This is a genomic window from Leifsonia sp. Ger2509 (assembly GCF_055231915.1).
On record NZ_JBUYVB010000003.1, the window covers coordinates 2,268,770 to 2,293,927 of the forward strand.

28 protein-coding genes and 2 tRNA genes are annotated in these 25,158 nt (G+C 64.2%); 11 read left to right on the plus strand and 19 right to left on the minus strand.

What is annotated here, in order from left to right:
- Position 1: 1 nt before the first annotated feature.
- A complete protein-coding gene (locus ACV7NN_RS11135) occupies positions 2-832 on the minus strand; it encodes a class E sortase (RefSeq protein ID WP_463349645.1) in 831 nt (276 codons plus the stop codon).
- A 118-nt stretch (positions 833-950) separates the two neighbouring features.
- Here ACV7NN_RS11135 and ACV7NN_RS11140 point away from each other — a divergent pair, with 118 nt between their 5' ends.
- On the plus strand, positions 951-1,193 hold the full coding sequence (locus ACV7NN_RS11140) for a cell division protein CrgA (RefSeq protein WP_463349646.1): 243 nt from the start codon (positions 951-953) through the stop codon (positions 1,191-1,193).
- 90 nt (positions 1,194-1,283) lie between these two features.
- Here the strand turns inward: ACV7NN_RS11140 and ACV7NN_RS11145 are convergent, their stop codons facing one another.
- Both ACV7NN_RS11145 and ACV7NN_RS11150 read right to left on the minus strand, forming a co-directional pair.
- A complete protein-coding gene (locus ACV7NN_RS11145) occupies positions 1,284-2,123 on the minus strand; it encodes a rhomboid family intramembrane serine protease (protein WP_463349647.1) in 840 nt (279 codons plus the stop codon).
- 7 nt (positions 2,124-2,130) lie between these two features.
- Complete coding sequence (locus ACV7NN_RS11150; protein ID WP_463349648.1) at positions 2,131-2,670, minus strand: peptidylprolyl isomerase; 540 nt, start codon at positions 2,668-2,670, stop codon at positions 2,131-2,133.
- 101 nt (positions 2,671-2,771) lie between these two features.
- On the opposite strand from ACV7NN_RS11150, the gene ACV7NN_RS11155 reads away from it, so the two are divergent.
- The gene (locus ACV7NN_RS11155) at positions 2,772-3,293 is read left to right on the plus strand and encodes a hypothetical protein (RefSeq protein ID WP_463349649.1); all 522 of its coding nucleotides are present in this window, start codon (positions 2,772-2,774) and stop codon (positions 3,291-3,293) included.
- A gap of 64 nt (positions 3,294-3,357) precedes the next feature.
- Here the strand turns inward: ACV7NN_RS11155 and ACV7NN_RS11160 are convergent, their stop codons facing one another.
- Positions 3,358-3,777: an NUDIX hydrolase gene (locus ACV7NN_RS11160; RefSeq protein WP_463349650.1), complete on the minus strand. Its 420-nt coding sequence runs from the start codon at positions 3,775-3,777 to the stop codon at positions 3,358-3,360.
- Positions 3,778-3,871: 94 nt separating this feature from the next.
- Here ACV7NN_RS11160 and ACV7NN_RS11165 point away from each other — a divergent pair, with 94 nt between their 5' ends.
- Entirely contained in the window at positions 3,872-4,216 is a 345-nt protein-coding gene (locus ACV7NN_RS11165) for a hypothetical protein (RefSeq protein WP_463349651.1), read from the plus strand.
- A gap of 18 nt (positions 4,217-4,234) precedes the next feature.
- Here ACV7NN_RS11165 and ACV7NN_RS11170 read toward each other — a convergent pair whose 3' ends face one another.
- From ACV7NN_RS11170 to dnaA, 11 genes are all read right to left on the minus strand, one after another.
- Complete coding sequence (locus tag ACV7NN_RS11170; protein ID WP_463349652.1) at positions 4,235-4,672, minus strand: rhodanese-like domain-containing protein; 438 nt, start codon at positions 4,670-4,672, stop codon at positions 4,235-4,237.
- 63 nt (positions 4,673-4,735) lie between these two features.
- Positions 4,736-4,808 (minus strand) — tRNA-Ala (locus ACV7NN_RS11175).
- 37 nt (positions 4,809-4,845) lie between these two features.
- A tRNA-Ile gene (locus ACV7NN_RS11180) sits at positions 4,846-4,919 on the minus strand.
- A 153-nt stretch (positions 4,920-5,072) separates the two neighbouring features.
- On the minus strand, positions 5,073-5,486 hold the full coding sequence (locus tag ACV7NN_RS11185) for a DUF3566 domain-containing protein (protein WP_463349653.1): 414 nt from the start codon (positions 5,484-5,486) through the stop codon (positions 5,073-5,075).
- A complete protein-coding gene (gene gyrA, locus ACV7NN_RS11190) occupies positions 5,476-8,028 on the minus strand; it encodes a DNA gyrase subunit A (protein WP_463351280.1) in 2,553 nt (850 codons plus the stop codon). The genes ACV7NN_RS11185 and gyrA overlap by 11 nt, the downstream gene beginning before the upstream one ends.
- Positions 8,029-8,035: 7 nt before the next feature.
- Positions 8,036-10,012 carry a DNA topoisomerase (ATP-hydrolyzing) subunit B gene (gene gyrB, locus ACV7NN_RS11195; protein WP_463349654.1) on the minus strand — a complete coding sequence of 659 codons (1,977 nt, stop codon included), beginning with the start codon at positions 10,010-10,012 and terminating at the stop codon, positions 8,036-8,038.
- Between the two features lie 123 nt (positions 10,013-10,135).
- Positions 10,136-10,654 carry a DciA family protein gene (locus tag ACV7NN_RS11200; protein ID WP_463349655.1) on the minus strand — a complete coding sequence of 173 codons (519 nt, stop codon included), beginning with the start codon at positions 10,652-10,654 and terminating at the stop codon, positions 10,136-10,138.
- A complete protein-coding gene (gene recF / locus ACV7NN_RS11205) occupies positions 10,647-11,828 on the minus strand; it encodes a DNA replication/repair protein RecF (protein WP_463349656.1) in 1,182 nt (393 codons plus the stop codon). Before recF ends, ACV7NN_RS11200 begins: the two co-directional genes overlap by 8 nt.
- 21 nt (positions 11,829-11,849) lie before the next feature.
- The gene (gene gnd / locus ACV7NN_RS11210; RefSeq protein WP_463349657.1) at positions 11,850-12,737 is read right to left on the minus strand and encodes a phosphogluconate dehydrogenase (NAD(+)-dependent, decarboxylating); all 888 of its coding nucleotides are present in this window, start codon (positions 12,735-12,737) and stop codon (positions 11,850-11,852) included.
- Between the two features lie 12 nt (positions 12,738-12,749).
- Entirely contained in the window at positions 12,750-13,895 is a 1,146-nt protein-coding gene (gene dnaN / locus ACV7NN_RS11215) for a DNA polymerase III subunit beta (RefSeq protein WP_463349658.1), read from the minus strand.
- A 383-nt stretch (positions 13,896-14,278) separates the two neighbouring features.
- The gene (dnaA, locus tag ACV7NN_RS11220) at positions 14,279-15,712 is read right to left on the minus strand and encodes a chromosomal replication initiator protein DnaA (protein ID WP_463349659.1); all 1,434 of its coding nucleotides are present in this window, start codon (positions 15,710-15,712) and stop codon (positions 14,279-14,281) included.
- 435 nt (positions 15,713-16,147) lie between these two features.
- On the opposite strand from dnaA, the gene rpmH reads away from it, so the two are divergent.
- From rpmH to ACV7NN_RS11260, 8 genes are all read left to right on the plus strand, one after another.
- On the plus strand, positions 16,148-16,285 hold the full coding sequence (gene rpmH / locus ACV7NN_RS11225; protein WP_163288492.1) for a 50S ribosomal protein L34: 138 nt from the start codon (positions 16,148-16,150) through the stop codon (positions 16,283-16,285).
- Positions 16,286-16,311: 26 nt separating this feature from the next.
- Entirely contained in the window at positions 16,312-16,653 is a 342-nt protein-coding gene (rnpA, locus tag ACV7NN_RS11230; protein ID WP_463349660.1) for a ribonuclease P protein component, read from the plus strand.
- Positions 16,650-16,961 (plus strand): membrane protein insertion efficiency factor YidD, encoded by a 312-nt coding sequence (gene yidD, locus ACV7NN_RS11235; protein WP_463349661.1) that lies wholly within the window; start codon positions 16,650-16,652, stop codon positions 16,959-16,961. Before rnpA ends, yidD begins: the two co-directional genes overlap by 4 nt.
- 6 nt (positions 16,962-16,967) lie before the next feature.
- Positions 16,968-17,951 (plus strand): membrane protein insertase YidC, encoded by a 984-nt coding sequence (gene yidC / locus ACV7NN_RS11240; protein WP_463349662.1) that lies wholly within the window; start codon positions 16,968-16,970, stop codon positions 17,949-17,951.
- Positions 17,952-17,960: 9 nt separating this feature from the next.
- Complete coding sequence (locus tag ACV7NN_RS11245) at positions 17,961-18,551, plus strand: Jag family protein (protein WP_463349663.1); 591 nt, start codon at positions 17,961-17,963, stop codon at positions 18,549-18,551.
- A 14-nt stretch (positions 18,552-18,565) separates the two neighbouring features.
- Positions 18,566-19,195, plus strand: coding sequence for a 16S rRNA (guanine(527)-N(7))-methyltransferase RsmG (gene rsmG, locus ACV7NN_RS11250; RefSeq protein ID WP_463349664.1), 630 nt, complete (start codon positions 18,566-18,568; stop codon positions 19,193-19,195).
- 116 nt (positions 19,196-19,311) lie between these two features.
- Positions 19,312-20,229 (plus strand): ParA family protein, encoded by a 918-nt coding sequence (locus tag ACV7NN_RS11255; RefSeq protein WP_463349665.1) that lies wholly within the window; start codon positions 19,312-19,314, stop codon positions 20,227-20,229.
- Complete coding sequence (locus ACV7NN_RS11260) at positions 20,229-21,176, plus strand: ParB/RepB/Spo0J family partition protein (protein WP_463349666.1); 948 nt, start codon at positions 20,229-20,231, stop codon at positions 21,174-21,176. Before ACV7NN_RS11255 ends, ACV7NN_RS11260 begins: the two co-directional genes overlap by 1 nt.
- Before the next feature lie 169 nt (positions 21,177-21,345).
- Here ACV7NN_RS11260 and ACV7NN_RS11265 read toward each other — a convergent pair whose 3' ends face one another.
- The 4 genes from ACV7NN_RS11265 to trxB all read right to left on the minus strand — a co-directional run bounded on the left by ACV7NN_RS11265 (position 21,346) and on the right by trxB (position 25,115).
- A complete protein-coding gene (locus ACV7NN_RS11265) occupies positions 21,346-22,311 on the minus strand; it encodes a D-alanine--D-alanine ligase family protein (RefSeq protein WP_463349667.1) in 966 nt (321 codons plus the stop codon).
- Between the two features lie 24 nt (positions 22,312-22,335).
- Positions 22,336-23,658 carry an aminotransferase-like domain-containing protein gene (locus tag ACV7NN_RS11270; protein WP_463349668.1) on the minus strand — a complete coding sequence of 441 codons (1,323 nt, stop codon included), beginning with the start codon at positions 23,656-23,658 and terminating at the stop codon, positions 22,336-22,338.
- 142 nt (positions 23,659-23,800) lie between these two features.
- A complete protein-coding gene (gene trxA, locus ACV7NN_RS11275) occupies positions 23,801-24,127 on the minus strand; it encodes a thioredoxin (protein ID WP_345762680.1) in 327 nt (108 codons plus the stop codon).
- A gap of 16 nt (positions 24,128-24,143) precedes the next feature.
- The gene (trxB, locus tag ACV7NN_RS11280; protein WP_463349669.1) at positions 24,144-25,115 is read right to left on the minus strand and encodes a thioredoxin-disulfide reductase; all 972 of its coding nucleotides are present in this window, start codon (positions 25,113-25,115) and stop codon (positions 24,144-24,146) included.
- Between the last annotated feature and the right edge of the window lie 43 nt (positions 25,116-25,158).

A 25,158-nucleotide genomic window follows, 5' to 3' on the forward strand; every position in this document is an offset into this window, starting at 1 on the left:
TCTACCCTCCCTGCGCTTTCACCTGCGCCGCGATCTCCGCGGGCGGACCGGCGCTCAGCGGCTGCCAGCTGTCGAACAGCGTGTAGGCGATGAGCCGCTCGGCGGCGTGGAACGGCGGGTTGCACGTGGTGATCGTCATGATGCGGTCGATGGGTGTCGCTTTCTGCTGGCGTGGAACGGGGTAGAGCACCGAGACCGCCGTCGGCTGTACGTACTCGAAGTTGCGGAAGCGGTAGGTGTACCAGCCGTCTTTCGTCTGCACGTAGATCGCATCGTTCAGGCGGAGCTTCGACAGGTCGATGAACGCGTTGCCCCATCCGCTGTCGTGACCCGCGACCGCGAAGTTGCCGACGGCCCCGGGCATCTGCGTGTCCGGGTAGTGACCGACCCCGGCTGTGTAGCTGTTGAGGACCTGGTCGACGTCGACGGTCTGCTTGATGATCCGCTTCCACTCGGGGCCGAGTCGCGGAACGTAGAGGACGGCGAACGGCTGGTAGGCAGCCGGAGCGGCCATCACGGGCGGTGGGCCGTAGTCCGGCTTGCCCGTGCCGGGCGCCTCCGTCGGGGTGGGCACCGGCGCCGGACTGGCCGAAGCCTGATCGAGCCACTGCCGGCTCTGCGACGCGGCCGCGTTGGTCTGCTGTCCGGCGAGCACGAGGCTGTTCCACCACACCTGCCAACCGAGGAAAAGGAGCACCAGCACGCCTGCCGTGATCAGCAGCTCACCGACCACACCGAGCACCGAGGGCCGGCGGTGGTCCTTCGTTTCGTGCAGCGAACCGCGCGCCTCGGCGCCGTCGCCAGAGGGCGTCGGGTCGAGGTCGTCTGACATGGCCTCGATTCTAGCTGCGGCGTCCGTGAGGCCGTCGAGTTATCCACAGGCCGTGAAGCCCCTGCGCAGGAGAGCGCGCGCAGAGTCTGCCCCGTGTTGTCCCGTACACTTGTGAGCTATGGCACGCACCAAGTCCCCGAGCAGTTCCGAGCGCAATGGCGCGCAGTCCGGCGAAGACGCACCCAACCCGGTGTGGTTCAAGCCGGTCATGTTCGGCTTCATGCTCCTCGGTCTCATCTGGATCATCGTCTTCTACGTGAGCCAGAGCCAGTACCCGATTCCCGCGCTGGGCGCGTGGAACATCCTCGTGGGCTTCGGGATCGCCTTCATCGGCTTCCTGATGACCACCCGGTGGCGCTGACCCTTCTTCAGGGGTCCGCAACAATGGGGACAATTACACGGCTGTAACTATCCCCATTGTTAATAAGCCTGTGGATAACTTCTCCACCGGTCAACCGAACAGGTGGATGGCGCTCAGTCCGAGCAGGATGAGAGTCAAGAGGCTCATGAGTCCGATCTGGAGATTCCGGCGTGCCGGAGAACGTGTCTCGATGTAGATCAGACCGATCAGCGCACCAGCGACCAGGCCGCCGACGTGCGCCTGCCACGCCACGTTGAAACCCGGGATGAAGCCGATCACGAGGTTGATTCCGACCAGGATCAGCAACTGCGTCGCATTTCCGCCCAAACGGCGCTGGATCACGAGGAAAGCGCCCAGCATGCCGAAGATCGCCCCGGAGGCACCGAGCACCGGTGTTCCGGGCGGGGCGAGCAGCAGCACCCCGACAGAACCCGCCAACCCGCTGAGCAGGAACAGTAGAAGGAACCGCACCCGGCCGAGAAGAGGCTCGAGCAGTGTTCCGAAGATCCAGAACGTGTACATGTTCAGCGCGATGTGCAGGATGCTCGCGTGCGCGAACACCGAGGTGAGCATTCGCCACGGTTCGAAATGGCCCGGATACGAGTACACGCCCGCATAGATGATCGCATTCGTCACCGCGTTGCCGATCCCTGGGAGGGACTGCAGGATGAACACGAACACGCAGATCGCGATGATCGCGTAGGTGATCACGGGCGCGCCGCGGCCGGTCATCCGCGTGATCACCTGCGGCCGCGTTCTGGGCGCCTCAGCGCGCTGCTGCTTCATGCACTCCGGGCAGATGACGCCGACCGGAGCAGGGGTCTGGCATTCCGGGCAGATCGTGCGCCCGCACCTCTGGCACAGAATGTAGCTTTGGCGGTCGGGGTGCCGGTAGCAGTACGCAGCCCGGGTGTCCGCGGGCTGTGACATCTGAGCCCTAGGCCTGGTCGACCGTGACCGACTCGATCACGACGTCGTCGAGGGGGCGGTCGCGTGCATCCGTCGGAAGGTCGGCGAGTTTGTCGATGACCTTGCGGGACGCCTCGTCGTCGACGGCGCCGAAGATCGTGTGCTTGCCCTGCAGCCAGGTGGTCGGTGCCACCGTGATGAAGAACTGCGAGCCGTTCGTGCCACGGCCGCCCTGGATGCCGGCGTTCGCCATCGCCAGGACATAGGGCTCGGTGAAGTCGAGTTCGGGGCTGATCTCGTCGTCGAACTGGTAACCGGGACCACCGGTACCGGTGCCGAGCGGGTCGCCGCCCTGGATCATGAAGCCGGGGATGATGCGGTGGAACACGACACCGTCGTAGAGCTTGTCTTTGCTGGTCGCGCCGGTGGCCGGGTGGGTCCACTCGATCTCGCCCGTCGCGAGTCCGACGAAGTTCCTCACCGTCTTGGGAGCGTGGTTTCCGTAGAGGTTGACCTTGATGTCCCCGTAGTTGGTGTGGAGCGTGGCGACGGCGGTGTGCTTAGACATGAGACCAATTCTTGCACAGGCGTTAAGACCTCTCGGGTTACCCTCAGCGCATTCGGTGGCAAGATGGAGAGAGTTCGCCCCACCACGCAATGGAGGTCCACATGAGCCTGACACGACAGCGTAAGAAGGAACTCGATCGACTCCGCAGTGCGGCTGAGCAACTGTGGGAGGAGCAGCAGGATCTCCTCGCGCGTGCGAATGCTGTTGCCAAGGAGGCCAGCAGGCAGGTCGGGCACCTGAACAGAGAAGAACTCGGCCCGCGTGTTCGCGAAAGCCTCCACCAGTATGTCCGTCCCGGAATGGAAGCGACGAGCCGCCTGGCCGGCACGGCGAAGGAGCGTTTCGTGAGCGACGGCATCCCCGCTATCGGCTCGGTGATCGGCACTGCCATGTCCGTGGCCGACTACGCTCGCGATGCGCGCTCGCGTTCCTTTTCCGGCGAGCGGGCAGCCCGCAAGGCAGTCGTCGAGGAGAAGTCCGGCCACGGTGTGGGCGGCGCGATCGCGCTCGTCCTCGGCATCGTCGCCGCGGTCGGTGTGGTCTACGCCGTCTGGCAGACGTTCCGTGCCGACGACGAGCTGTGGGTCGCCGACGAAGAGCCGGCGGCTCCGGCGAGCGAGTGACCGGCATCCTCTGAGCACGTAGGCGGTGTCTGCGGACGCCGCCTACGTGCGTCAGCGCCCCTGGTCAGGCGGATGCGCCGATCAGCCTCAGGGCAACGTTCACCAACTCGACGCGTCGGTTCGGCACCTCGCCGAGCCGGAACCAGGCCGCTTCGTCGGTCGTCCCATCGAGCTCGTTCGTCAGCCTGCCCGAGACGATGTGCGCCCGGTAGATGATGCGCAGCGCGTGCAGCGGGCGGCCTGTTCCGTCGAGTCTCTGGTCGGCCGGCACGATCCGGGAGTCCACCCCGAGCAGTCCACCGAGCTCTGCGACGTAGCCGGTCTCCTCGAGGATCTCGCGTCGCGCGGCGTCGGCGGGGTCCTCCCCCGCCTCGATGCCGCCACCCGGCAGTGTCCACCCGGACCGCCCGGATTCGTTCCAGTGCGCGAGAAGAATGCGCTCACCGTCGACGATCACGCCGTACGCAGCAACGCGGATGTCCATGCGGTCACGATACTGCCGTTGCGCGGCATGCACCGACAGGTCCACCCGAAAGGGGGCTCTTCACACAGGGTGTGCTCACTGTACTTTCAGGTTTGTGTCCGTTGTCGAGGTGCAGCACGCGTTCCGCACTTCACTGCGCGCTCACGACGCCCTGGATCGCGTGGAGTCTCTCCTCGCCGCCGACGGCCGCTGGGCTGTGATGTCGCGGCGCGCCGACCATGTCGTGGCGACGCGCCCCCGCCCGTCGAAATGGACGCGTCCGTTCAGCTCGACCTCCGACGCCAGCGTCACACTGTGGATCACTGAGGAGGAAGAGCCGGCGTCGGGCGCCGTCGTCATGGTCTCGGCCGTGCTCGACACGTCGCGCAGGCAGCACACACGAGAACTCAATCGTCTCGCAACCTACTTCGAGGGTTTCGGGCTCCGCTTCAACGGCTGAAATCCGCGCGCGACCGGGTCAGCACTCGCACGAGATCGCACCTGCACCGACAGGGGCGGTGAGCGCATCCGGTTCCCGCTCGACCGGTCCGTTGTCGTCGACGACAGGCAGGCCTTCGCGCGCCCAGTATTCGAAGCCGCCGATCATCTCGCGCACCTGGTAGCCGAGCAGGCTGAACTGGAGGGCGGCTTTGGTCGACCCGTTGCATCCGGGGCCCCAGCAGTAGACGACGACCGGCGTGGCCGGGTCGATCAGTTCGGACGCGTGTCCGGCGATCTCCGCGGTCGGCAGATGGATCGCCCCCACTGCACGACCCTGGCGCCAGGCGGCGTCACCTCGCGTGTCGACGAACGCGAACGAGTCGCCGTTCTCGATCGCGGCGTGGACGTCGGAGGGATCGGTCTCGAACTGCAGTTTGGCCGCGAAATGCCGCGTGGCTTCGGTGGTCGATGTCATGACCACCATGCTAATGCGGCACCTCCCCCTCATCGGGAAGAGGTTGCGGACGTGAAAGAAGTGTGGAGCCTAGGAGATTCGAACTCCTGACATCCTGCTTGCAAAGCAGGCGCTCTACCAACTGAGCTAAGGCCCCTCGCGGGAAGTGCGTTCCTTTTGAAGGAAACAACACGTGGGGATACGAGGACTTGAACCTCGGACCTCTTCGTTATCAGCGAAGCGCTCTAACCGCCTGAGCTATATCCCCGAGCGCCCGATTGGGCGAATTAGAGACTACCTGATTGTGCCCGAATCTCCGAATCGGCGCTGTCTCGTTCGCCGAGTGTCGCCCCACGCGCCAGATGGCCCGATCCACGGGCGACTCTCGGCGACATCGGCGACTCTCGCCGCGAACGCGGACTCAGTTGTTCGTGAATCCGACGAGCAGGCCCCCGGTGATCTTCACGCTGAGGTTGTACAGCAGCGCGAAGATCGCGCCGAGAGCGGTGACCACCACGATGTCGAGGATCGCGACGATGAGCGAGAAGCCCATCACCTGGCCAAGCCCGAGGATCGACTTGAGGTCGGCTCCGCCGGCGCCCGAGATGTCCTTGAAGAGGCTGTTGACCTGGTCGAAGATGCCGGTCTGGTTGAGGACAGTCCACACAAGGAATGTGCCGACGATGGCGATGATCGCGAGGCACAGTCCCACCAGGAACGACAACTTCACGCTCGACCAGAAGTCGATGTAGACCAGCTTGAGCCGGACCTGCTTGGACGACGCCGGACGGCGCGACGACTTTCGGGCGAGCTTCTCAGCGACGCTACTGCTCATCTACGGTCTCTTCCTTCCCGACGTCCTCTGATTCTTCTTCACCCTCTTGGGAATCAAGGTTACGTTCGGTGTTCTTTGCCAGAGCGATGATTTTGTCGGTCTCGGCGAATCGTGCGAATACGACACCCATGGTGTCCCGGCCCTTGGCGGGTACCTCGGCCACGGCAGAGCGTACCACCTTGCCGCTGGCAAGAACCACAAGGACCTCGTCCTCTTCGTCCACGATCAGCGCACCGACGAGGTCGCCCCGATCATCGTTCAGCTTCGCGACTTTGATGCCCAGACCACCGCGGTTCTGCAGGCGATACTGGTCGGCTGAGGTCCGTTTCGCATAGCCGCCTTCGGTGACGACGAAGACGTAGCCTTCGTCGGACACGACGGATGCGTCCAGCAGTTTGTCCTCGCCGCGGAAGTGCATCCCGATGACGCCGGAGGTCGATCGACCCATCGGTCGAAGGGCTTCATCCGAGGCGGTGAAGCGGATCGACATGCCCTTGCGGGAGACGAGGAGCAGGTCGGAGTCCTCTTCGACGAGCAGCGCCGAGACGAGTTCGTCCTCTTCGCGCAGTTTGATCGCGATGATGCCGCCCGACCGGTTGGTGTCGTACTCGCTGAGGGACGTCTTCTTGATCAGCCCGTCGCGCGTCGCCAGCACCAGGTATTTCGCCGCAGTGTAGTCGCGGATGTCGAGGATCTCGGCGATCTCCTCATCCGGCTGCATCGCGAGAAGGTTGGCGACGTGCTGGCCCTTCGCGTCTCGGCCGGCCTCCTGGACCTCGTAGGCCTTCGCCCGGTAGACGCGTCCCTTCGTGCTGAAGAAGAGCAGCCAGTGGTGCGTGGTCGTGACGAAGAAGTGGTCGACCACATCCTCACCGCGCAGCTGCGCACCCTTGACGCCCTTGCCGCCACGGTGCTGGCTACGGTAGTTGTCGCTGCGCGTGCGCTTGATGTAGCCACCACGTGTCACGGTGACGACCATCTCTTCTTCGGGGATGAGGTCTTCGACGCTCATGTCGCCGTCGAAGCCGAACATGATCTCGGTGCGGCGGTCGTCGCCGTAGCGGTCGACGATCTCGGTGAGTTCTTCGCTGACGATGGTCCGCTGGCGCACCGGGTCGGCGAGGATCGCCTTGTAGTCCGTGATCTCCAGCTCGATCGCGTCGTGCTCGTCGATGATCTTCTGGCGTTCGAGGGCGGCGAGGCGTCGCAGCTGCATCGCGAGGATGGCGTCGGCCTGGACCTGGTCGACGTCGAGCAGGCCCATCAGGCCTTCGCGGGCGTCGTCCACGGTCGGCGACCGGCGGATGAGAGCGATGACCTCGTCGAGTGCGTCGAGAGCCTTGAGGTAGCCGCGCAGGATGTGCGCGCGCTCCTCCGCCTTGCGCAGCCGGTACTCGGTGCGCCGGACGATGACCTCGATCTGGTGGTCGACCCACGCCGTGATGAAGCCGTCGAGCGCGAGCGTGCGGGGAACGTTGTCGACGATCGCGAGCATGTTCGCGCCGAAGTTCTCCTGCAACTGTGTGTGCTTGTACAGGTTGTTGAGCACGACCTTGGCGACCGCATCCCGCTTGAGGACGATCACGAGGCGCTGGCCGGTGCGGCCGCTGGTCTCGTCGCGGATGTCCGCGATGCCGCTGATCTTGCCGTCTTTCACGAGGTCGGCGATCTTGATCGCGAGGTTGTCCGGGTTCACCTGGTACGGCAGTTCGGTCACGACGAGGCAGGTGCGACCCTGGATCTCGTCGATGTCGACGACCGCGCGCATCGTGATGGAACCGCGTCCGGTGCGGTACGTGTCCTGGATGCCCTTGATGCCGAGGATCTGTGCGCCGGTGGGGAAGTCCGGTCCCTTGATGCGCTGGATGAGCGCCTCGAGCAGCTCTTCACGGGTCGCGTCGGGGTGCGCAAGGTGCCAGAGCGCGCCGTCGGCGACCTCGCGCAGGTTGTGCGGGGGGATGTTTGTGGCCATGCCGACCGCGATGCCGACCGACCCGTTGACGAGCAGGTTCGGAAAGCGGCTTGGGAGAACGGCCGGCTCCTGGGTGCGGCCGTCGTAGTTGTCCTGGAAGTCGACGGTCTCCTCGTCGATGTCGCGGACCATCTCGAGCGCGAGCGGCGCCATCTTCGTCTCGGTGTACCGGGGGGCCGCCGCGCCGTCGTTGCCGGGCGAACCGAAGTTGCCCTGGCCGAGAGCCAGCGGGTAACGCAGGCTCCATGGCTGGACGAGACGCACGAGCGCGTCGTAGATCGCCGTGTCACCGTGCGGGTGGAACTGGCCCATCACGTCGCCGACGACACGCGCGCACTTCGAGAACGCCTTGTCCGGGCGATAGCCGCCGTCGTACATCGCGTAGATCACGCGGCGGTGCACCGGCTTCAGCCCGTCACGGACCTCGGGGAGGGCACGACCGATGATCACGCTCATCGCGTAGTCGAGGTACGAGCGCTGCATCTCGGACTGCAGGTCGACCTGGTCGATCCTGCCGTGCACGCCGTAGTCGATCGGGGCTCCCTCGGCGGCCGCAGGGTCGTCGGGGATGATGTTGTCAGATGTCAAGGAAACGCACGTCCTTCGCGTTCTTCTGGATGAAATTGCGTCGTGACTCGACGTCCTCGCCCATCAGGGTGGCGAAGATCTCGTCGGCCGCGGCCGCGTCGTCGAGGGTCACCTGCAGCAGGGTCCTGGTCTCGGGGCTCATCGTGGTCTCCCACAACTCCTTGTAGTCCATCTCGCCGAGACCCTTGTACCGCTGCACTCCGTTGTCCTTCGGGATGCGCTTGCCTGCGGCGACCCCGTCGGCGAGCAGTGCATCGCGCTCGCGGTCGCTGTAGACGTACTGGTGTTCTGCGTTGGACCACTTGAGCCGGTAGAGCGGAGGCTGCGCCAGGTAGACGTAGCCGAGCTCGATGAGCGGCTTCATGTAGCGGAAGAGCAGGGTGAGCAGCAGGGTCGTGATGTGCTGGCCGTCGACGTCGGCATCCGCCATCAGCACGATCTTGTGGTAGCGCACCTTGTCCGGGTTGAAGTCCTCGCCGATGCCCGCACCGAACGCGGTGATCATGGCCTGCACTTCGTTGTTCGCGAGCGCGCGGTCGAGCCTCGCCTTCTCGACGTTGAGGATCTTGCCGCGCAGCGGGAGGATCGCCTGCGTCTCGGGGTTTCGGCCCTGGACGGCCGAGCCGCCGGCCGAGTCGCCCTCGACGATGAAGATCTCGGAGATCGACGGGTCTTTCGACTGGCAGTCCTTGAGCTTGCCCGGCATTCCGCCGCCCTCGAGGAGGCCCTTCCGCCGTGCGGTCTCACGGGCCTTGCGTGCCGCGAGCCGTGCCGTCGCAGCCTGGAGCGCCTTGCGGATGATCTCCCTCGCCTGGTTCGGGTTGCGATCGAACCAGTCGCCGAGCTGGTCGCCGACCACCTTCTGCACGAATGCCTTCGCCTCGGTGTTGCCGAGCTTGGTCTTCGTCTGTCCTTCGAACTGCGGCTCGGCGAGCTTCACGGAGATCACCGCGGTGAGACCTTCGCGCACATCGTCGCCGGAGAGGTTGTCGTCCTTCTCCTTGAGGATGCCCTTCTCACGCGCATACCGGTTCACCAGTGTGGTGAGGGCAGCTCGGAAGCCTTCTTCGTGCGTTCCACCCTCGTGCGTGTTGATGGTGTTCGCGTAGGTGAAGACGCTCTCGTTGTAACCGGTCGTCCACTGCATCGCCACTTCGAGCGCGATCTTGCGCTCGGTGTCCTCCGACTCGAAGGAGATGATCTCGTCATTGACGAGTTCGGCCTTCTTCGCGGTGTTCAGGTAGTGGACGTAATCGGTGAGACCCTGCTCGTAGAGGTAGACGTCGGTCTGCGGCTCCACGTCGGGGTCGTCGGTCGGACGCTCATCGGTGAGGGCGATGCGCAGGCCCTTGTTCAGGAACGCCATCTGCTGGAAGCGGATGCGGAGGGTCTCGTAGTCGAACTCGGTCGTCTCGAACGTCTCCGGGCTCGGCCAGAAGGTGATGATCGTGCCGGTCTCGTCGGAGGCTTCGCCCTGCACGAGTGGGGCAACGGGAACACCGTTGCGGTAGCTCTGGGTCCACTTGTGCCCCTGGCGGCGCACTTCCACGTCGAGTCGGCTCGACAGTGCGTTCACCACGGAACTGCCGACACCGTGCAGGCCGCCGGAGACCGCATACCCGCCGCCGCCGAACTTTCCACCGGCGTGCAGGATCGTGAGCACGACCTCGACGGTGGACTTCCCCTCGCCGGGGTGGATGTCGACCGGGATGCCGCGGCCGTTGTCGAAGACGCGCACGGCGCCGTCGGCCAGGATGGTCACCTCGATGTTGTCGGCGTGGCCGGCCAGGGCCTCATCGACCGAGTTGTCGACGATCTCGTAGACCAGGTGGTGGAGCCCCCGGGGACCAGTGGAACCGATGTACATTCCGGGACGTTTGCGAACGGCTTCAAGACCTTCGAGGACCTGGATTTCGTTGGCACCGTAGTCGTGTTCCGCCTCGGCTTTCGTGGGTTCCATCGTCATATGAAATTAGGCTCCTGACCGCACTCAGTGTGACCTATTCATTCTACCAAGGGCAGCATGCGGGAAAGGCCATAATCGCCCGTCTGACGCGTTTATTTCGCGCCGGTGACCTCTTTTGCGTTCTCAGCCGTAGGTATCGCGCGGGCCGCGCCCTGGAATTGATCTGGGACCTCTTTTCCAGGAGGGTGCCTCCGGCCCTTGGAAACGGATCGACTGGATGCCCGCTTCCGGGAACCGTACGGCGATGCGCGTCATGAGCTCGGTGCGCATGATCCGCAGCTGCGTCGCCCAGGCTGTCGACTCGCATGAGACGGTCAGGACGCCCTCGCTGATGCCGAGCGGCGTCGAGTGCTTCGCCGTCTCCTCACCCGCGAGGTCGACCCATCCCTCCAGCAGCTCGGACTGGGCGAGTGGAGAGCTCCAGCCGAGTTCCGTCGTGAGCGCATCCACGATATTGCCGAGGCCGCGCGGGTCGCGGCCCACACCGAAGGGGACGCTGTCGCCCTCATCGCGGTCCCTGACCCGCCTGGTCCGTCGGGCGCGCGCCGGAACGCTGCCGAACAGTTCGCGGAAGCGCAGGTAGACCGCGGATGCCTCGCTCTGCTCGCCCGCTCCGTTCCGGGAGACGTTTTCGTCAGGCATCGACCACCGCGCCTGCCTCGATCCGCACCGTATGGGCGGTGAGTTCGTCAGGAACATCGTCGTACACGGCCGCCGTGATGAGCACCTGTTCGAAATCGTGCACCGCAGCGGCCAGCATCCGGCGACGTGCCTGGTCGAGTTCGGCGAAGACGTCGTCGAGGATGAGCACCGGGTCGCCGGTCGTCGACTCTCGTCGGAGGAGCTCGGCGGACGCGAGCTTCAGCGCGAGCGCGAACGACCACGACTCGCCATGGCTGGCATACCCCTTCGCCGGAAGTCCGTTCAGTTCGAACAGGATGTCGTCCCTGTGCGGACCGACGAGCGTGATTCCGCGGTCCAGCTCCTTGCGTCGCACCGCGGCGAGGGATGCGCGGAACGCGGATGCGGTGTCCGTCGTGTCCTCGGCGCCACCGCCCGCTTCGGGTGCCGCCGCATCCGACCGTGCCGAACCATCATCAGGATCCTCGACCGCTGCCCCTCGGATCGTGAGCAACGGAATCAGCTTGGGATGGTGGTCGTCGCCGGCGACGGAGCGGTAGGCGGCGGTGATCGGGTCGCCGAGGAGCTCGACCAGTTCGACCCGCGCATCCACGATCTCCGATCCGAGGCCGACAAGACGTTCATCCCAGATCTCGAGCGTCGAGAGCTGCGCTTCGCGCAAGCCGGAGGCGCGAGCGGATTTCAGCAGGGAGTTCCTCTGCCGGAGCACCCGGTCGTAATCGGCGAACACCCCGGCCATGCGCGGGTTGCGCTGAACGAGGAGCTGGTCGATGTAGCGACGACGGATGCCCGGCTCACCGCGCACGAGTGCGAGGTCTTCCGGAGCGAACAGCACGCTCGAGAAGTAGCGCGGCAGCTCCCGAGGCTTGATCGGCGAGCGGTTCACCTGTGCACGATTCGCCGCCGACCGGTTGAGCTGCACCTCGACCAGCAGCTCGCGGCCGTCATGTGCGATGCGCGCCCGGACGATCGCCGCATCCGCGCCCTGCCGGATCATCGCCTGGTCGCTCGAGACCCGGTGCGAACCCAGCGTGCTCAGGTAGCCGAGCGACTCGACGAGGTTCGTCTTCCCCTGCCCATTGCGGCCGACGAACAGGTTGGGACCTGCCGCCAACGGAACCTCCGCGCTCGAATAGTTGCGGAAGTCGGTCAGGGAGAGATGGGTGACGCGCACTCTGTCGGTTCGCCGACCAGGTCAGTCGACGGCTTTGACTGCGTGGCCACCGAACTGGTTGCGCAGTGCTGCCACGGCCTTCATCGCCGGCGAATCCTTCTGCCGCGACACGAAGCGGGCGAAGATCGATGCACTGATCGTCGGAACCGGCACGGCATTGTCGAGTGCCTCCTCGATCGTCCAGCGTCCCTCGCCGGAGTCCTGGACGAATCCTTCGATGTGCTCGAATTCCGGGTCCTGCTCGAGGGCGCGCACCAGCAGCTCGAGCAGCCAGGAGCGCACCACGGTTCCGCGCTGCCACGCCTTGAACGTCCCGGTGACGTCTTTGATGATGTCTTTGCGGGTGTCGAGGAGCTCGTATCCCTCGGCGTAGGCCTGCATCAGCGCGTATTCGATGCCGTTGTGGACCATCTTGGCGTAGTGACCGGCGCCGACCTCGCCCACGTGTACGAAGCCCTCGTCACGAGGGCCGTCCGGACGCAGGGCATCGAAGACGGGCATCACGCGTTCGACCTGGGCTGCGCTGCCGCCGACCATCAGGCCGTACCCGTTCTGGAGACCCCACACGCCACCGGAGACACCGGCGTCCATGAAGTCGACGCCCTTGGGGGCGAGCTGCTCCGAGTGCTTGATGTCCTCGGTGAAACGGGAGTTCCCGCCGTCGATGACGAGGTCGCCCTTTTCGAGGAGAGGTTCGAGGTCGGTGACCACGGCATCCGTCACAGCACCGGCCGGCACCATGATCCAGACCACGCGCGGTGTCGGAAGGGCGGCGACGAGGTCGGCGACCGTCGCGACATCGGACACGTCAGGGTTGGTGTCATAGCCGGTCACCTCGATCCCTTTTTTCTCGAGGCGGGCACGCATGTTGTTGCCCATTTTTCCGAGACCGATGAGGCCGATGTGCATGGCGTTCTCTTTTCAGCGCAGCAGCAGGTTCGGCTGCAGCAGGTACTTGTAGTTGTCCGCGCCGGCCTGGTCCTTGCTGGACTGGCTCGTGATCAGGACCGGTCCCGGCTTGTTGGGGTTCTCGGTCTTGGTGAAGGAGATGCGAACGAATTCGGAATGCACCGCACCGAGACCGTCGAGCAGGAACTGCGGCTTCAGGGAAACCACCGTGTCCTGGCCTGTGAGGAGAGCGTCGATGCTCTCGGAGGCCTGCGCCTGTTCGGAGCCGATGGCTTCGAGCGTCAGACCGTCGAGGGAGAAACTGAACCGGAGCGCCGCCTCGCGCTCGAGGACGAGGGATACGCGGCGGGTCGCTTCGATCAGTTCCGCGGTGTTGATCACCGCGTAGTTGTCCACCGTCTCGGGGAAGAGTCTGCGGACGGGCGGGAAATTGCCCTTGATCAGCAAAGATGTCACGGTCTTCTTATCCGCCGTGAACGCGATGAGCTCGCGGTCGTCCTTGTTGGTGATCGAGACGGCGATCGTGCCGCTGTGGCCGAGCGTCTTGCCGATCTCCTGCAGCGTCCGTGCGGGGACCAGGGCAGTCACGGGTTCGCTCGAGCCGCCGCCGCCATCCCAGTCGATCTCACGGACGGCGACGCGGTAGCGGTCGGTGGCGACCAGGCCGAGGGTGTTGTCGCCGACTTCGAGTTGGACACCGGTGATGACGGGGGTGACATCGTCGCGTGACGCCGCGACGCCGACCTGGGCGACTGCGGTGGCGAATTCCTCGGCAGGCACGAGTCCGGACTGCCCGGAGACCTGCGGGATGCTCGGGTATTCCTCGACCGGCATGGACAGCAGGGTGAAACTCGCCGATCCGGAACGGACGATGATGCGCGATTCCTCGGTGGAGAGCTGGACCGGCGCGTTCGGGAGTTTGCTGGCGATCTCGGCGAGGAGCCGGCCGGACACCAGGATCTTGCCGGGCTCTTCGACCTCGGCCGCGATCTCGGTCTGTGCGGACACTTCGTAGTCGAACGACGACAGGAGCAGACCGGTCTCGGTGGTCTCGATCAGCACACCGCTCAGAATCGGCAGAGTCGTACGCTGTGGCAGAAGTTTCACGGCAAACGAAACAGCTTCGCTGAATACATCCCGATTGGCCTGGAACTTCACGAAGTCACCTCTGTCGTTGGGAGCGGATAGATCGTGACAATGCTAGCGCTTGCGTATCGCGAGGCCACGCTCGTTCGAGCGACCGGGGTCAAGGTTGTCGAGCCCCACTAGAGATTAATTAACGATTAATGGTGTTAACCGCTGTGGAAACTGTGGATAACTGCCCGTCGGCCAGACGACGACTGGGAACTACAGCCATGTGACATGTTGACGGAGTGTGGATGCCTGCAAACATACGGGTGAGAACGACGCCGACGAAAAGCTCGTAACTCACAAGAGGCTGTCATTCCTCAACATCTCGAGGGTGGTTGTTCGACTGTTCTCCACAAGTTATCCACAGTGTGAGTATTCACACTTCTCCCCAGAAATAGGGCGGCCGCAGGTTAACCCTTGCTGTATCGGTGGTTCTGCTTGATGCGGCTGGTGAGCTCGGTGACCTGGTTGTAGATGGAGCGACGCTCCTTCATGAGCTCGCTGATCTTCTTGTTCGCGTACATCACAGTGGTGTGGTCGCGGTTGCCGAACAGCTGGCCGATCTTGGGCAGGGAGAGATTCGTCAGCTCACGGCAGAGGTACATGGCGATCTGCCTGGCCGTGGCGACGGCCTGCGAACGGCTCGAGCCGTACAGATCGTCGACGGTGAGCTTGAAGTAGTCCGCGGTGTTCGTGATGATGTCGACCGGCGCGATGACATTGTCGTCGTCGAGGGTGATCAGGTCTTTCAGGACGGTCTGCACCAGATTCATGTCGACCGGCGTTCGGTTGAGGCTGGCGAAGGCCGTGACGCGGATGAGCGTCCCCTCCAGTTCGCGGATGTTGCTGGAGACCTTTGAAGCCATGAACTCGAGGATGTCGTCCGGAACCTGCAGTTTCTCGCTCTGGGCCTTCTTGCGCAGGATGGCGATGCGGGTCTCGAGGTCCGGCGCCTGGACGTCGGTGATCAGTCCCCACTCGAAGCGGGAGCGCATCCGGTCCTCGAAGCCGGTGAGGTGCTTCGGCGGGAGGTCGCTGGTGATGACCACCTGCTTGTTGTGGTCGTGCAGGGTGTTGAAGGTGTGGAAGAACGCTTCCTGCGTCTCCGCCTTGCCCTGGAGGAACTGGATGTCGTCGATCAGCAGGATGTCGATGTTGCGGTAGCGCGACTGGAACAGCGATCCCCTGTTATTGGCGATCGAGTTGATGAAGTCGTTGGTGAACTCCTCGGAGCTGACATACCGGACGCGGATGCCCGGGTAGAGACTCATGGCGTAATGGCCGATGGCGTGAAGGAGGTGGGTTTTGCCGAGGCCGGACTCGCCGTAGATGAAGAGAGGGTTGTACGCCTTGGCCGGCGCTTCGGCCACGGCGACGGCCGCAGCGTGCGCGAACCTGTTCGACTGGCCGATGACGAAGTTGTCGAAGCTGTACTTCGGATTCAGGCGGGTGTCTGCGTTGCGCGGAGGCGCGGTGATCTCGGTGACCGTGGCCGTCGGCGCCGGAGCGGCGGGGATGTCGATGTAGCCGGGATCGGGTTGCTCCATCGGCGCCTCGAGGGACTCCTGCTGGATCTCGGGGTTCACGACGATCGCGAAATTGCTCACCGCGAGCGATTCGTCGAGACCGCCGATCGCATTGAGAAGAGGAACACGGCTGCGCTGTTCGATCATGCCGCGGGTGAATTCGTTCGGCACCTCGAGATAGAGGGTGCCGGCCATGATGCCCTTCGGCTCGACCAGGCTGAGGAATCCGTACAGCTGAGGCGTGATGCGCTCATCCGTCTCAAGAGAGACGAGCACCGTCTGCCATGCTGCAGAAATCAACTCTTCGCCGTTGGCCATTGTTCCCCGTATTCGTGTTACTCGGATTGCTTCGTCGACGCGATCCACCTCATCGTGGATGTTCGTCGGCCCGGGGCGTGCCGCCGCCGGAAGGTATTCACAGAGTTATCCACCGCTGTGTGTCCATTACCGTAGCGATTTCCCGCCTTAAATGGATATGGCTGGGGATAACTTTTCGTCCTCACGGTAACCAACGCACATCGTCCCGACAAATTTGACAAGGCGAAACGCTCGGCGCGTCTTGTCCTACTTTCCGTCGATTACTGTGGATAATCAATGATTCGGCTCGATTGGTTTGACCTCGTCGGCCCCAGGCCGTAGTTTTAATCAGTTGACTTCAGCCGCAGACGTGGCTGCCCAAAAACTTCTTCGGCCTCCCGTGCTGTCCATTCGTTCGGCACAGGCCTGCACAGAAGAGACCTCCGGAGACAGATTATGAGCAAGAGAACTTTCCAGCCGAACAACCGTAAGCGCGCGAAGACCCACGGCTTCCGTCTGCGCATGCGCACGCGTGCGGGGCGCGCCATCCTGGCCGCCCGCCGCACCAAGGGCCGCACCAAGCTCTCCGCCTAGACTGCCGGATCCACTCAGGCAGTCCATTGCTCGCTAAAGCCAATCGCATCACGCGGGGGGCGGATTACAAGGCGACGGTCAGGCGCGGTACACGATTCACCGCGGCGAACACCGTCACCTACATCCGCACCGATACCGACTCCGCAGTGGTGCGATTCGGTTTTATTGTGAGCAAGAACGTCGGCACCGCTGTTCGACGCAATCTGGTGAGGCGCCGGCTCAAAGCAGCCTCATACGAATTGCTCCCCGGGCTTCGGTCCGGTGCCGATGTCGTCGTCAGGGCATTACCAGCCTCCGCCAATGCGGAGTGGGCTACCCTTCATGAAGAGATATCCCGCGCCGTCAGTAAAGGCAACCTCCGTCGATGAACACCGCGATCACAGCTGTGCTCCTCCTCCCACGGAACGTCGCCGTGCTCCTGCTGCGGGGATATCGCGCAGTGATCTCCCCGCTCTACGGTGACGTGTGCCGGTACTACCCGTCGTGTTCGGCGTACGCGCTCGGTGCCATCCAGGAACACGGTGTCGTGGTCGGGTCGGCACTCGGAATTCGCAGGATCGCCCGCTGCCACCCCTGGGCGGAAGGCGGGATCGATGACGTTCCACTCAAGAAGAAGCGTCGGTACAACGTGACTCCATTCGGATTCGTCGTAGCCAGCAGCCACGGAAAGGCCTAGCACCACATGGACATCGGAGCCATCTTCGGAACAATTCTGTGGCCCATCAAATGGGTCGTGGAACTCATTCTCGTGGCGTTCCATCAGCTGTTCACGGTCATGGGCCTCGACCCGGCCGCGGGCCTCACCTGGGTCCTCTCCATCGTCGGCCTCACGGTCGTCGTGCGCGCGGCCCTCATCCCGGTCTTCGTCCGTCAGATCAAGAACCAGCGGCGGATGCTCGAGGTCGCGCCCCAGCTGAAGAAGATCCAGGACAAATACAAGGGAAAGAAAGACCAGTTCTCCCGCGAGGCCATGTCCCGCGAGACGATGGAGCTCTACAAGAAGACGGGCACCAACCCGCTCAGCTCCTGCCTCCCTCTCCTGCTCCAGATGCCGGTGTTCTTCAGCCTGTTCCAGGTGCTCAACGGCGCGCAGAGCGGCAAGGCCGGCGTCGGCCCGCTGAATGAGACCCTCGCGGTCCAGTTCGGAAACGCGGAACTCTTCGGCATCGCTCCCCTGCACCAGAGCTTCTCCGGGGCACTCAACGCACATCCCCCGCAGGTCGCCGTCATGGTGATCGCGGCGACGATGGTCGTGCTGATGACCGCGTCGCAGTTCATCACCCAGCTGCAGATCGTCTCGAAGAACATGTCGCCGGAGACCAAGGCGAGCCCGCAGTTCAAGCAGCAGCGCATCCTGCTCTATCTACTCCCCTTCGTCTTCCTGTTCTCCGGCTTCGCCTTCCCCCTCGGTGTCATGTTCTACTGGCTGACCTCGAATATCTGGACGATGGTGCAGCAGTTCGTGGTCATCCGCAACATGCCGACTCCGGGCAGTGAAGCGGCGAAGGCCCGCGAGGCACGCCTCGCGAAGAAGGGCAAGCTGGTCAACGACGAAGGCGTCGTGGTCCTGTCCATCGACGAACAGCCCCAGAAGCCGGTGACGACGCAGCGCGTCCAGCCGGTCGGCAAGTCTCGCGCCAAGAAGCAAACCGGCGGAAAGAAGTAGGAAGAGTAGATGACCGACGTACAGCAGACCGAACCCGGACTGGAAGACGCAGCCGTGACTGAAGGCACAGAGGACTCCGTCGAAGCAAATGAGACGGCCACGGATGTGTCCCCCGCGGAGGGTGAGCAGGTCGCTCCGACTTCGGCCCAGCTCGACGCAGAGGGCGACATCGCTGCTGACTACATCGAAGAGCTGCTCGACATCTGCGACATCGATGGCGACATCGACATCGACGCCCGCAATGGTCGCGCTTATGTGTCAGTGAATGCCTCCGAGGATGCGAACCTTCGTCTGCTCTCGAAGCCGGACACCGTGAACGCCCTGCAGGAGCTGGCCCGACTCGCGGTCCAGAGCAAGACCGGAGCGTTCTCCCGTCTGATCCTTGACATCGGTGGATCGCGCGAGGCGCGCCAGGCGGAACTCGGAATCCTCGTCGACCGTGCGATCGCGCGCATCGAAGAAGGAGCGGCCCAGGCCGCACTCCCCCCGATGTCCTCCTATGAGCGCAAGCTGGTGCACGACATCGTGTCCGACCGCGGCTACGTCTCGAACTCGCAGGGCGAAGGCCGCGACCGTCACACCGTGATCACCGCGTCATAGTTTCACGTGAAACATTGACGTCGACGTTCGAGACCGAACCGCCTGAAGCGGCCGCGCTCTTCGGGGCCACTGTGGATGTTGCGCGCCGATTCACGAAGAACCTCGCCGAGCAGGGCGAAGAGCGTGGCCTCATCGGCCCGCTCGAGCTTCCCCGTCTCTGGACGCGCCATATCCTCAACTGCGCCATCGTCGCTCCCCTGCTCCGACCCGGCCGGGTCGGGGATGTCGGAAGCGGGGCCGGCCTGCCTGGTCTCGTTCTCGCGATCGCGCGGCCGGACGTGTCGTTCGTGCTCATCGAGCCGATGGAACGTCGAATCGCCTGGCTCACCGAACAAGTCGACGAGCTCGGGTTGCAGAATGCGGAAGTCGTGCGGGCCCGGGCTGAAGACGTCAAACTCTCGGCCCCACTCGATCAGGTCACCGCACGGGCGGTTTCGGCGTTCAGAAAGTTGATCCCTCTCACGGCTCCGCTTGTGCGGCCGGGCGGAGAACTCGTGCTGATGAAGGGCGCGGGAGCGGGTGCTGAGATCGAAGCGGCCTCCAAAGAGATCCGGCGTTACCACCTCAGCAATGTCGAAGTGATTACTCTCGGCGAGGGCGTGCTGAACGAGGTCACTCGGGTCATCAGAGCTACAGTTGATTGACCGGCCGGGTCCTTCTCGGGCCGGCCATTCGCAGAAGGAAGTCTTCCGGATCGATCGATCCCGGGGGATCCACGGACACGGTGGTCTCCACCGAGAACAGAGCGACAAGGTTTCACGTGAAACATCCCAATCAGGACAGCCAGGTCGAAGTGACCTCCCCCGTCTTTGATGGATCGACCCCACTCGCTCACGAAATCGCCGAACTGACCCGTCGCAGGCAGGCGATCGCCACCCAGACGCTTCCGCTTCCGTCGCGCACCCGCATCTTCACCATCTCCAACCAGAAGGGCGGCGTGGGTAAGACCACCACCGTCGTCAATCTCTCGGCTGCATTGGCGAAGTCGGGTGCCCGCGTGCTCGTGATCGACCTGGATCCCCAGGGGAACGCATCCACCGCCCTGAGTGTCGAGCATCGCGAGGGGACGCCAAGTGTCTACGACGTCATCGTCAACGATCGCAACATGGATGAGGTCATCCAGAAGAGCCCGGAATTCGATGGTCTCTTCTGTGTTCCCGCGACGATCGATCTCGCCGGCGCGGAAATCGAACTCGTCTCCATGGTCGCCCGCGAGCAGCGGCTCTCCCGCTCGCTCAACGAGTTCCTCGACGAATATGACTTCGACTACGTTCTCATCGACTGCCCGCCGTCGCTCGGACTGCTCACCATCAACGCGTTCGTCGCCGCATCCGAAGTTCTCATCCCGATCCAGTGCGAGTACTACGCACTCGAGGGATTGAGCCAGTTGCTCAAGAACATCCAGTTGATCGAGAAGCACCTCAATCCGAAGCTCCGCGTCTCGACCATCCTGCTCACGATGTACGACTCGCGCACGAATCTCGCCCACCAGGTCGCCGAAGATGTCCGCACCCACTTCCCGAAGGAAGTCCTGGACACGATCATCCCCCGCTCCGTCCGCATCTCGGAGGCACCGAGCTACGGGCAGAGCGTCATCAGCTACGACACCAACTCGTCCGGATCGCTTTCGTACCTCGAAGCGGCCGCCGAGATCGCACGAAGAGGAGTACCCCGCTAATGGCTGCGAAACGCACAGGACTCGGCCGCGGAATCGGCGCGCTCATCCCCACCTCGGACTCGGCGGCACGACCTGTCGACGTCTTCTTCCCCAACCAGGGGAGCATGGGTTCGACGAGCACGGCGACCATCGAACTCGTGGCGGTCCCTGGCGCGCGACTCGCGAACCTCTCCCCTGCCGATATCATCCCGAACGCCGTGCAGCCACGCACCGAGTTCGACCGGGATGCACTCGACGAGCTCGTCGCCAGCATCCGCGAGGTCGGGGTGCTGCAGCCGATCGTCGTCCGTCCGATCGCGGGCCAGTCCGACAAGTACGAGTTGATCATGGGCGAGCGCCGACTGCGCGCGACCAAGGAACTCGGCCTGGACACGATTCCGGCGGTGGTCAAGGACACCGCCGACGAGGACATGCTGCGGGATGCGCTCCTCGAGAACCTGCATCGCTCGAACCTGAACCCGCTCGAAGAGGCGTCGGCCTACCAGCAGCTTCTCGCCGACTTCGGGATCACCCAGGAGGAGCTGGCAGGCCGGATCGGTCGGTCGCGCCCCCAGATCACCAACACCCTGCGTCTCCTCAAACTGCCGGCGGCCGTGCAGACCCGCGTCGCGGCGGGTGTGCTCAGTGCCGGCCATGCGCGCGCGATCCTCTCGACCGGTGATGTCGATGCGATGCAGCGACTCGCGGACAAGATCGTCAACGAAGACCTGTCGGTGCGCGCCGCGGAGGCAGCCGCCAGCGCAACGCCGAAGCCGGTGCGTCCGAAAGCCAACCCCGGCCGTCGCCAGGGGCACCTCGACGAGATCGCTGAGCGCCTCGGCGACCGGCTGAACACGCGCGTCAAGGTCTCGCTCGGTGCAAGAAAAGGCCAGATCGTGGTCGATTTCGCAACGATTCAGGACCTCAACCGCATCCTGGGTGAGCTCGGCGAGCCCAGCTTCAGCTGAGTCGGTCCGCTTTAGAGTCGGCTACACGCGCATCCTGCCGGTCCCCGTTCCGTTGCCAATCTTTTGGCAACCAGCCCACCCGCCCGCCAATCTTTTGGCAACCAATCCACCCGTCCGCCAAACTTTTGGCAACCAATCGGGCTCGCCAAGAAATCGGATAGACCTGCCGTTACACGCTCACAGTGTCGCGGATGGCCGCCAGGGCGAGCCCGGCGTAGACCTCGCCGAGGCTGAGTCCCGCCGCTTCGATCGCCTGCGGCGCGATCGAGGTCTCGGTCAGTCCGGGCAGCACGTTCGCTTCCAGGAACCACGGTTCGCCCTCGGCGTCCACGATGAGGTCGATCCGGGACAGATGCCGCAGACCGAGCGCTGCGTGCGCGACCTCAGCGGCGTCCGCGACGCGCGCGGCGACCTCATCGCTGACACGGGCGGGCACGTAGAACCGCGTCTCCCCTGCGTTGTATCGGGCGTCAAACGTGTAGGCGCCTCCAACGGGGACGATCTCGACAGCGGGAAGTGCGGCCGGACCGTCACCGAGGTCCAGAACGGCCACGGACACCTCCGCTCCCGTGATCTTCTGCTCGATGAGTGCGACATCCGAGTAGGTGTACGCGTCGACCATGGCGCGTGGAAGATCGGCTGCATCGTCGACGATCGTTACGCCCTGGGCCGAGCCACCCTGTGCGGGCTTGACCACGAGCGAGGACCCGAGACCGGCGATCACGGCGTCGAGCACGCTGTTGGCGCCGAGTTCGCGGAACGTCTCTTTCGGCAAGGTCACGGAAGCCGCGGTCGAGACTCCGGCACGCTCCACCAGTGTCTTGGCCGCCGGCTTCGACCAGGCCAGGCGGGCTGCGTCGGCCCGTGATCCGACGAACGGGATGCCGGTCAGCTCGAGGAGAGCGCGCAATGCACCGTCTTCACCGCTTGCGCCGTGAAGGGCGGGCCACACCGCATCCGGTCGGTTGCTCGCCAGATACGCCAGCAGCGACGCGTCCGGCTCGAGTTCGGTGACCCGGTGCCCGAGAGCGCTGAGGCCGTCGGCAACGCGCCGCCCGGACCGGAGCGAGATGTCGCGCTCGTGCGAGATCCCGCCGGCCAGTACGACGATATCGAGGGCGTGAAAATCAGCCATGATCAGGCCTTTCTCGGGGGTCGACTAGTGCAGGTCGGTCGGGATGTTGCCACTGGACTTGTCCTGTCTCAGCGCCGTGAGCGAGCCCGTACCGGCGAAGGTGTCGAGGAGGTCCAGTTCGCCGTTGATGACGGCGGCGAGACGGCGGATGCCGACGCGGATGCGCTCGGGAGTCGGATAGCAGAAGGACAGGCGCATGTTCTGTCGACCATTCCCATCCGCGAAGAATGCTGTGCCGGGCGTGTAGGCGACGAGTTCGGTGACCGCTCGGGGAAGCATCGCCTTAGAGTCGAGGTGGTCTGGCAGGGTGAGCCAGACATAGAACCCGCCATTCGGATTCGTCCAACTCAACTCGGGCAGGTACTCCTCGAGGGCCGAGATCATCGTCTCTTTGCGCTCGCGGTAGACGCCGCGGAAAGTGTCGATCTGGCCCTTCCAGTCGGCGTCGCGCAGGTATTCCGAGACGACGAGCTGGGTATAGGAGCTCGGACTGAGCACCGCGGCCTCGTTGGCGAGGATGAGCTTCTCACGAATCGCGTGCGGGGCGAGTGCCCAGCCGACGCGGAAGCCGGGCGCGAGGGTCTTCGAGAAGGTACCGAGATAGACGACGCCTTCTCGTTCGACCGAGCGCATCGCCGCAGGGGGTTTCTCCCCGAAGTAGAGCAGGCCGTATGGGTTGTCCTCGAGGACCAGGATGTCGTTGGCCCTGGCTATTTCCAGGATCTCGAGCCGGCGCTCCCAGGACAGCGTCACGCCGGCCGGGTTGTGGAAAGTCGGGATCGTGTAGAGGAATTTTATCGTCTTACCAGCACTTTTAAGAGCCGCGATGTGCTCGCGAAGAGCTTCGGGTATCAAGCCGTGCTCGTCCATCGGCACATGATCGACCTCTGCCTGGTATGAGCGGAAGATCACCATCGCCGTGACGTAGCTCGGTCCCTCAGCGAGAACGACGTCACCGGGATCGAGAAAGAGTTTGCTGAACAACTCGAGCGCGTGCTGCGATCCGGTCGTGACCACGACATCGTCCGCGCTGCCGCTGATCCCCTCGAGTGCCATCACATCGAGGATCTGCTCGCGCAAGGCCGGAACACCCTGCCCGGAACCGTACTGCAGGGCGACCGCCCCCTGTTCGCGCATGACGCGATCCATGGCGCCGACCACGAGATCCTGCGGAAGGGCGGAGACGAAGGGCATTCCCCCGGCCAGGGACACGACCTCGGGGCGTGAGGCGACGGCGAAAAGGGCTCGCACTTCGCTGGCGGCGAGGCCGCTGGTCCTCTGCGCGTAGTGGCCGTACCACCGGTCGAGGTTATTGCCCTGCGAAGTCGGGCCGCCCTGAGCTGTCACTTGTCATCCGTTCTGAACGCTGCTGCCAATGCTATTTGCGGGACCCCGGTTGCAGAGAATCGGGGAACGTTTCACGTGGAACACGAATACACGAAAAAGACCCGCCCGGCGTGTGCCGGACGGGTCTGGAAACTCTCGTCGGCTACGACAGGTAGGCGGCGAGGTCGGCTTCGAGGGCAGGCTTCGGCTTGGCACCGATGACGGTCTTGACGACCTCGCCACCCTGGTACACCTTCATCGCGGGGATGGAGGTGATCTGGTACTTCGCAGCGGTCTGCGGGTTCTCGTCGACGTTCAGCTTGACGACCTCGATCTTGTCGGCGTGCTCGACCGCGATCTGGTCGAGGATGGGCCCGACGGCGCGACACGGGCCGCACCACTCAGCCCAGAAGTCGACGAGGATCGTCTTCTCGCTGTTGAGGACGTCATCCTGGAAGGAAGCATCCGTCACCGAACGTGCTGCAGACATTTTGTGATTTCTCCTTTTATGCGGTGGTTGTGAGTTCGAGATCGCCGGCCTGGGCCAGCAGGTCTTCGGGGAGGCTCGCGAGGTAGTGTTCGGCATCGAGTGCCGCAACGGTACCCGACGCGGCGGCCGTGACGGCCTGGCGGTAGGTCGGGTCGATCACGTCACCGGCGGCGAACACACCGGCGAGCGCTGTCTTGGAACTCCGGCCGGCGACCGCGATCGTGCCGTCCGAGGTGAGGTCGAGCTGGCCGTGCACCAGGTGGACGCGCGGGTCGTTGCCGATCGCGATGAACAGGCCCTGGAGTTCCAGAGGACGCTCAGCGCCGGTCACTGTGTCGCGCAGGGTCACGCCGGTCACGGTCTCGGTGCCCTGGATGCCTACGACCTCGGAGTTCCACACGAACTCGATCTTGTCGTTCGCGAACGCGCGGTCCTGCATGATCTTCGACGCGCGCAGGGAGTCCTTGCGGTGGATGACATAGACCTTGTCAGCGAAACGGGTGAGGAAGGTTGCCTCCTCCATGGCGGAGTCGCCGCCGCCGACGACCGCGATCACGCGCTCGCGGAAGAAGAACCCGTCGCAGGTGGCACACCAGGAGACGCCGTGGCCGGCGAGGCGCTCTTCGTCTTCGAGACCGAGCTTGCGATAGGCGGAACCGGTCGCGAAGATCACCGCGAGCGCCTGGTGCACGGCACCGGATCCGAGCGTCACGGTCTTAACGTCGCCGGACAACTCGACGCTCACGACATCGTCGAGGACGACCTCGGTGCCGAACCTCTCGGCCTGCGCCTGCATCTTCATCATGAGGTCGGGCCCCTGGATACCGTCGGGGAAACCGGGGAAGTTCTCCACCTCGGTCGTGTTCATCAACTCACCGCCGGCCTCGACGGACGAGGCGATCAGCAGCGGCTTGAGGTTGGCGCGCGCCGCATACACGGCTGCCGTGTATCCGGCCGGGCCGGAACCGATGATGATGATCTGCCGCACTCGGGAACTCCTTGCACTGTCATTGGCGGGCCGGTAAGACTCG

Excerpts from the sequence above, each read along its gene's own strand:
- ACV7NN_RS11265 (WP_463349667.1), bottom strand. The coding sequence starts at position 22,311 with ATGGCTGATTTTCACGCCCTCGATATCGTCGTACTGGCCGGCGGGATC.
- ACV7NN_RS11200 (WP_463349655.1), bottom strand. The coding sequence starts at position 10,654 with ATGCCTGACGAAAACGTCTCCCGGAACGGAGCGGGCGAGCAGAGCGAG.
- trxA (WP_345762680.1), bottom strand. The coding sequence starts at position 24,127 with ATGTCTGCAGCACGTTCGGTGACGGATGCTTCCTTCCAGGATGACGTC.
- ACV7NN_RS11260 (WP_463349666.1), top strand. The coding sequence starts at position 20,229 with ATGGCTGCGAAACGCACAGGACTCGGCCGCGGAATCGGCGCGCTCATC.
- ACV7NN_RS11150 (WP_463349648.1), bottom strand. The coding sequence starts at position 2,670 with ATGTCTAAGCACACCGCCGTCGCCACGCTCCACACCAACTACGGGGAC.
- ACV7NN_RS11185 (WP_463349653.1), bottom strand. The coding sequence starts at position 5,486 with ATGAGCAGTAGCGTCGCTGAGAAGCTCGCCCGAAAGTCGTCGCGCCGT.
- ACV7NN_RS11160 (WP_463349650.1), bottom strand. The coding sequence starts at position 3,777 with ATGGACATCCGCGTTGCTGCGTACGGCGTGATCGTCGACGGTGAGCGC.
- yidC (WP_463349662.1), top strand. The coding sequence starts at position 16,968 with ATGGACATCGGAGCCATCTTCGGAACAATTCTGTGGCCCATCAAATGG.
- ACV7NN_RS11145 (WP_463349647.1), bottom strand. The coding sequence starts at position 2,123 with ATGTCACAGCCCGCGGACACCCGGGCTGCGTACTGCTACCGGCACCCC.
- rpmH (WP_163288492.1), top strand. The coding sequence starts at position 16,148 with ATGAGCAAGAGAACTTTCCAGCCGAACAACCGTAAGCGCGCGAAGACC.
- gnd (WP_463349657.1), bottom strand. The coding sequence starts at position 12,737 with ATGCACATCGGCCTCATCGGTCTCGGAAAAATGGGCAACAACATGCGT.
- yidD (WP_463349661.1), top strand. The coding sequence starts at position 16,650 with ATGAACACCGCGATCACAGCTGTGCTCCTCCTCCCACGGAACGTCGCC.
- dnaA (WP_463349659.1), bottom strand. The coding sequence starts at position 15,712 with ATGGCCAACGGCGAAGAGTTGATTTCTGCAGCATGGCAGACGGTGCTC.
- ACV7NN_RS11245 (WP_463349663.1), top strand. The coding sequence starts at position 17,961 with ATGACCGACGTACAGCAGACCGAACCCGGACTGGAAGACGCAGCCGTG.
- ACV7NN_RS11170 (WP_463349652.1), bottom strand. The coding sequence starts at position 4,672 with ATGACATCGACCACCGAAGCCACGCGGCATTTCGCGGCCAAACTGCAG.
- gyrB (WP_463349654.1), bottom strand. The coding sequence starts at position 10,012 with ATGACGATGGAACCCACGAAAGCCGAGGCGGAACACGACTACGGTGCC.
- ACV7NN_RS11140 (WP_463349646.1), top strand. The coding sequence starts at position 951 with ATGGCACGCACCAAGTCCCCGAGCAGTTCCGAGCGCAATGGCGCGCAG.
- ACV7NN_RS11135 (WP_463349645.1), bottom strand. The coding sequence starts at position 832 with ATGTCAGACGACCTCGACCCGACGCCCTCTGGCGACGGCGCCGAGGCG.
- ACV7NN_RS11155 (WP_463349649.1), top strand. The coding sequence starts at position 2,772 with ATGAGCCTGACACGACAGCGTAAGAAGGAACTCGATCGACTCCGCAGT.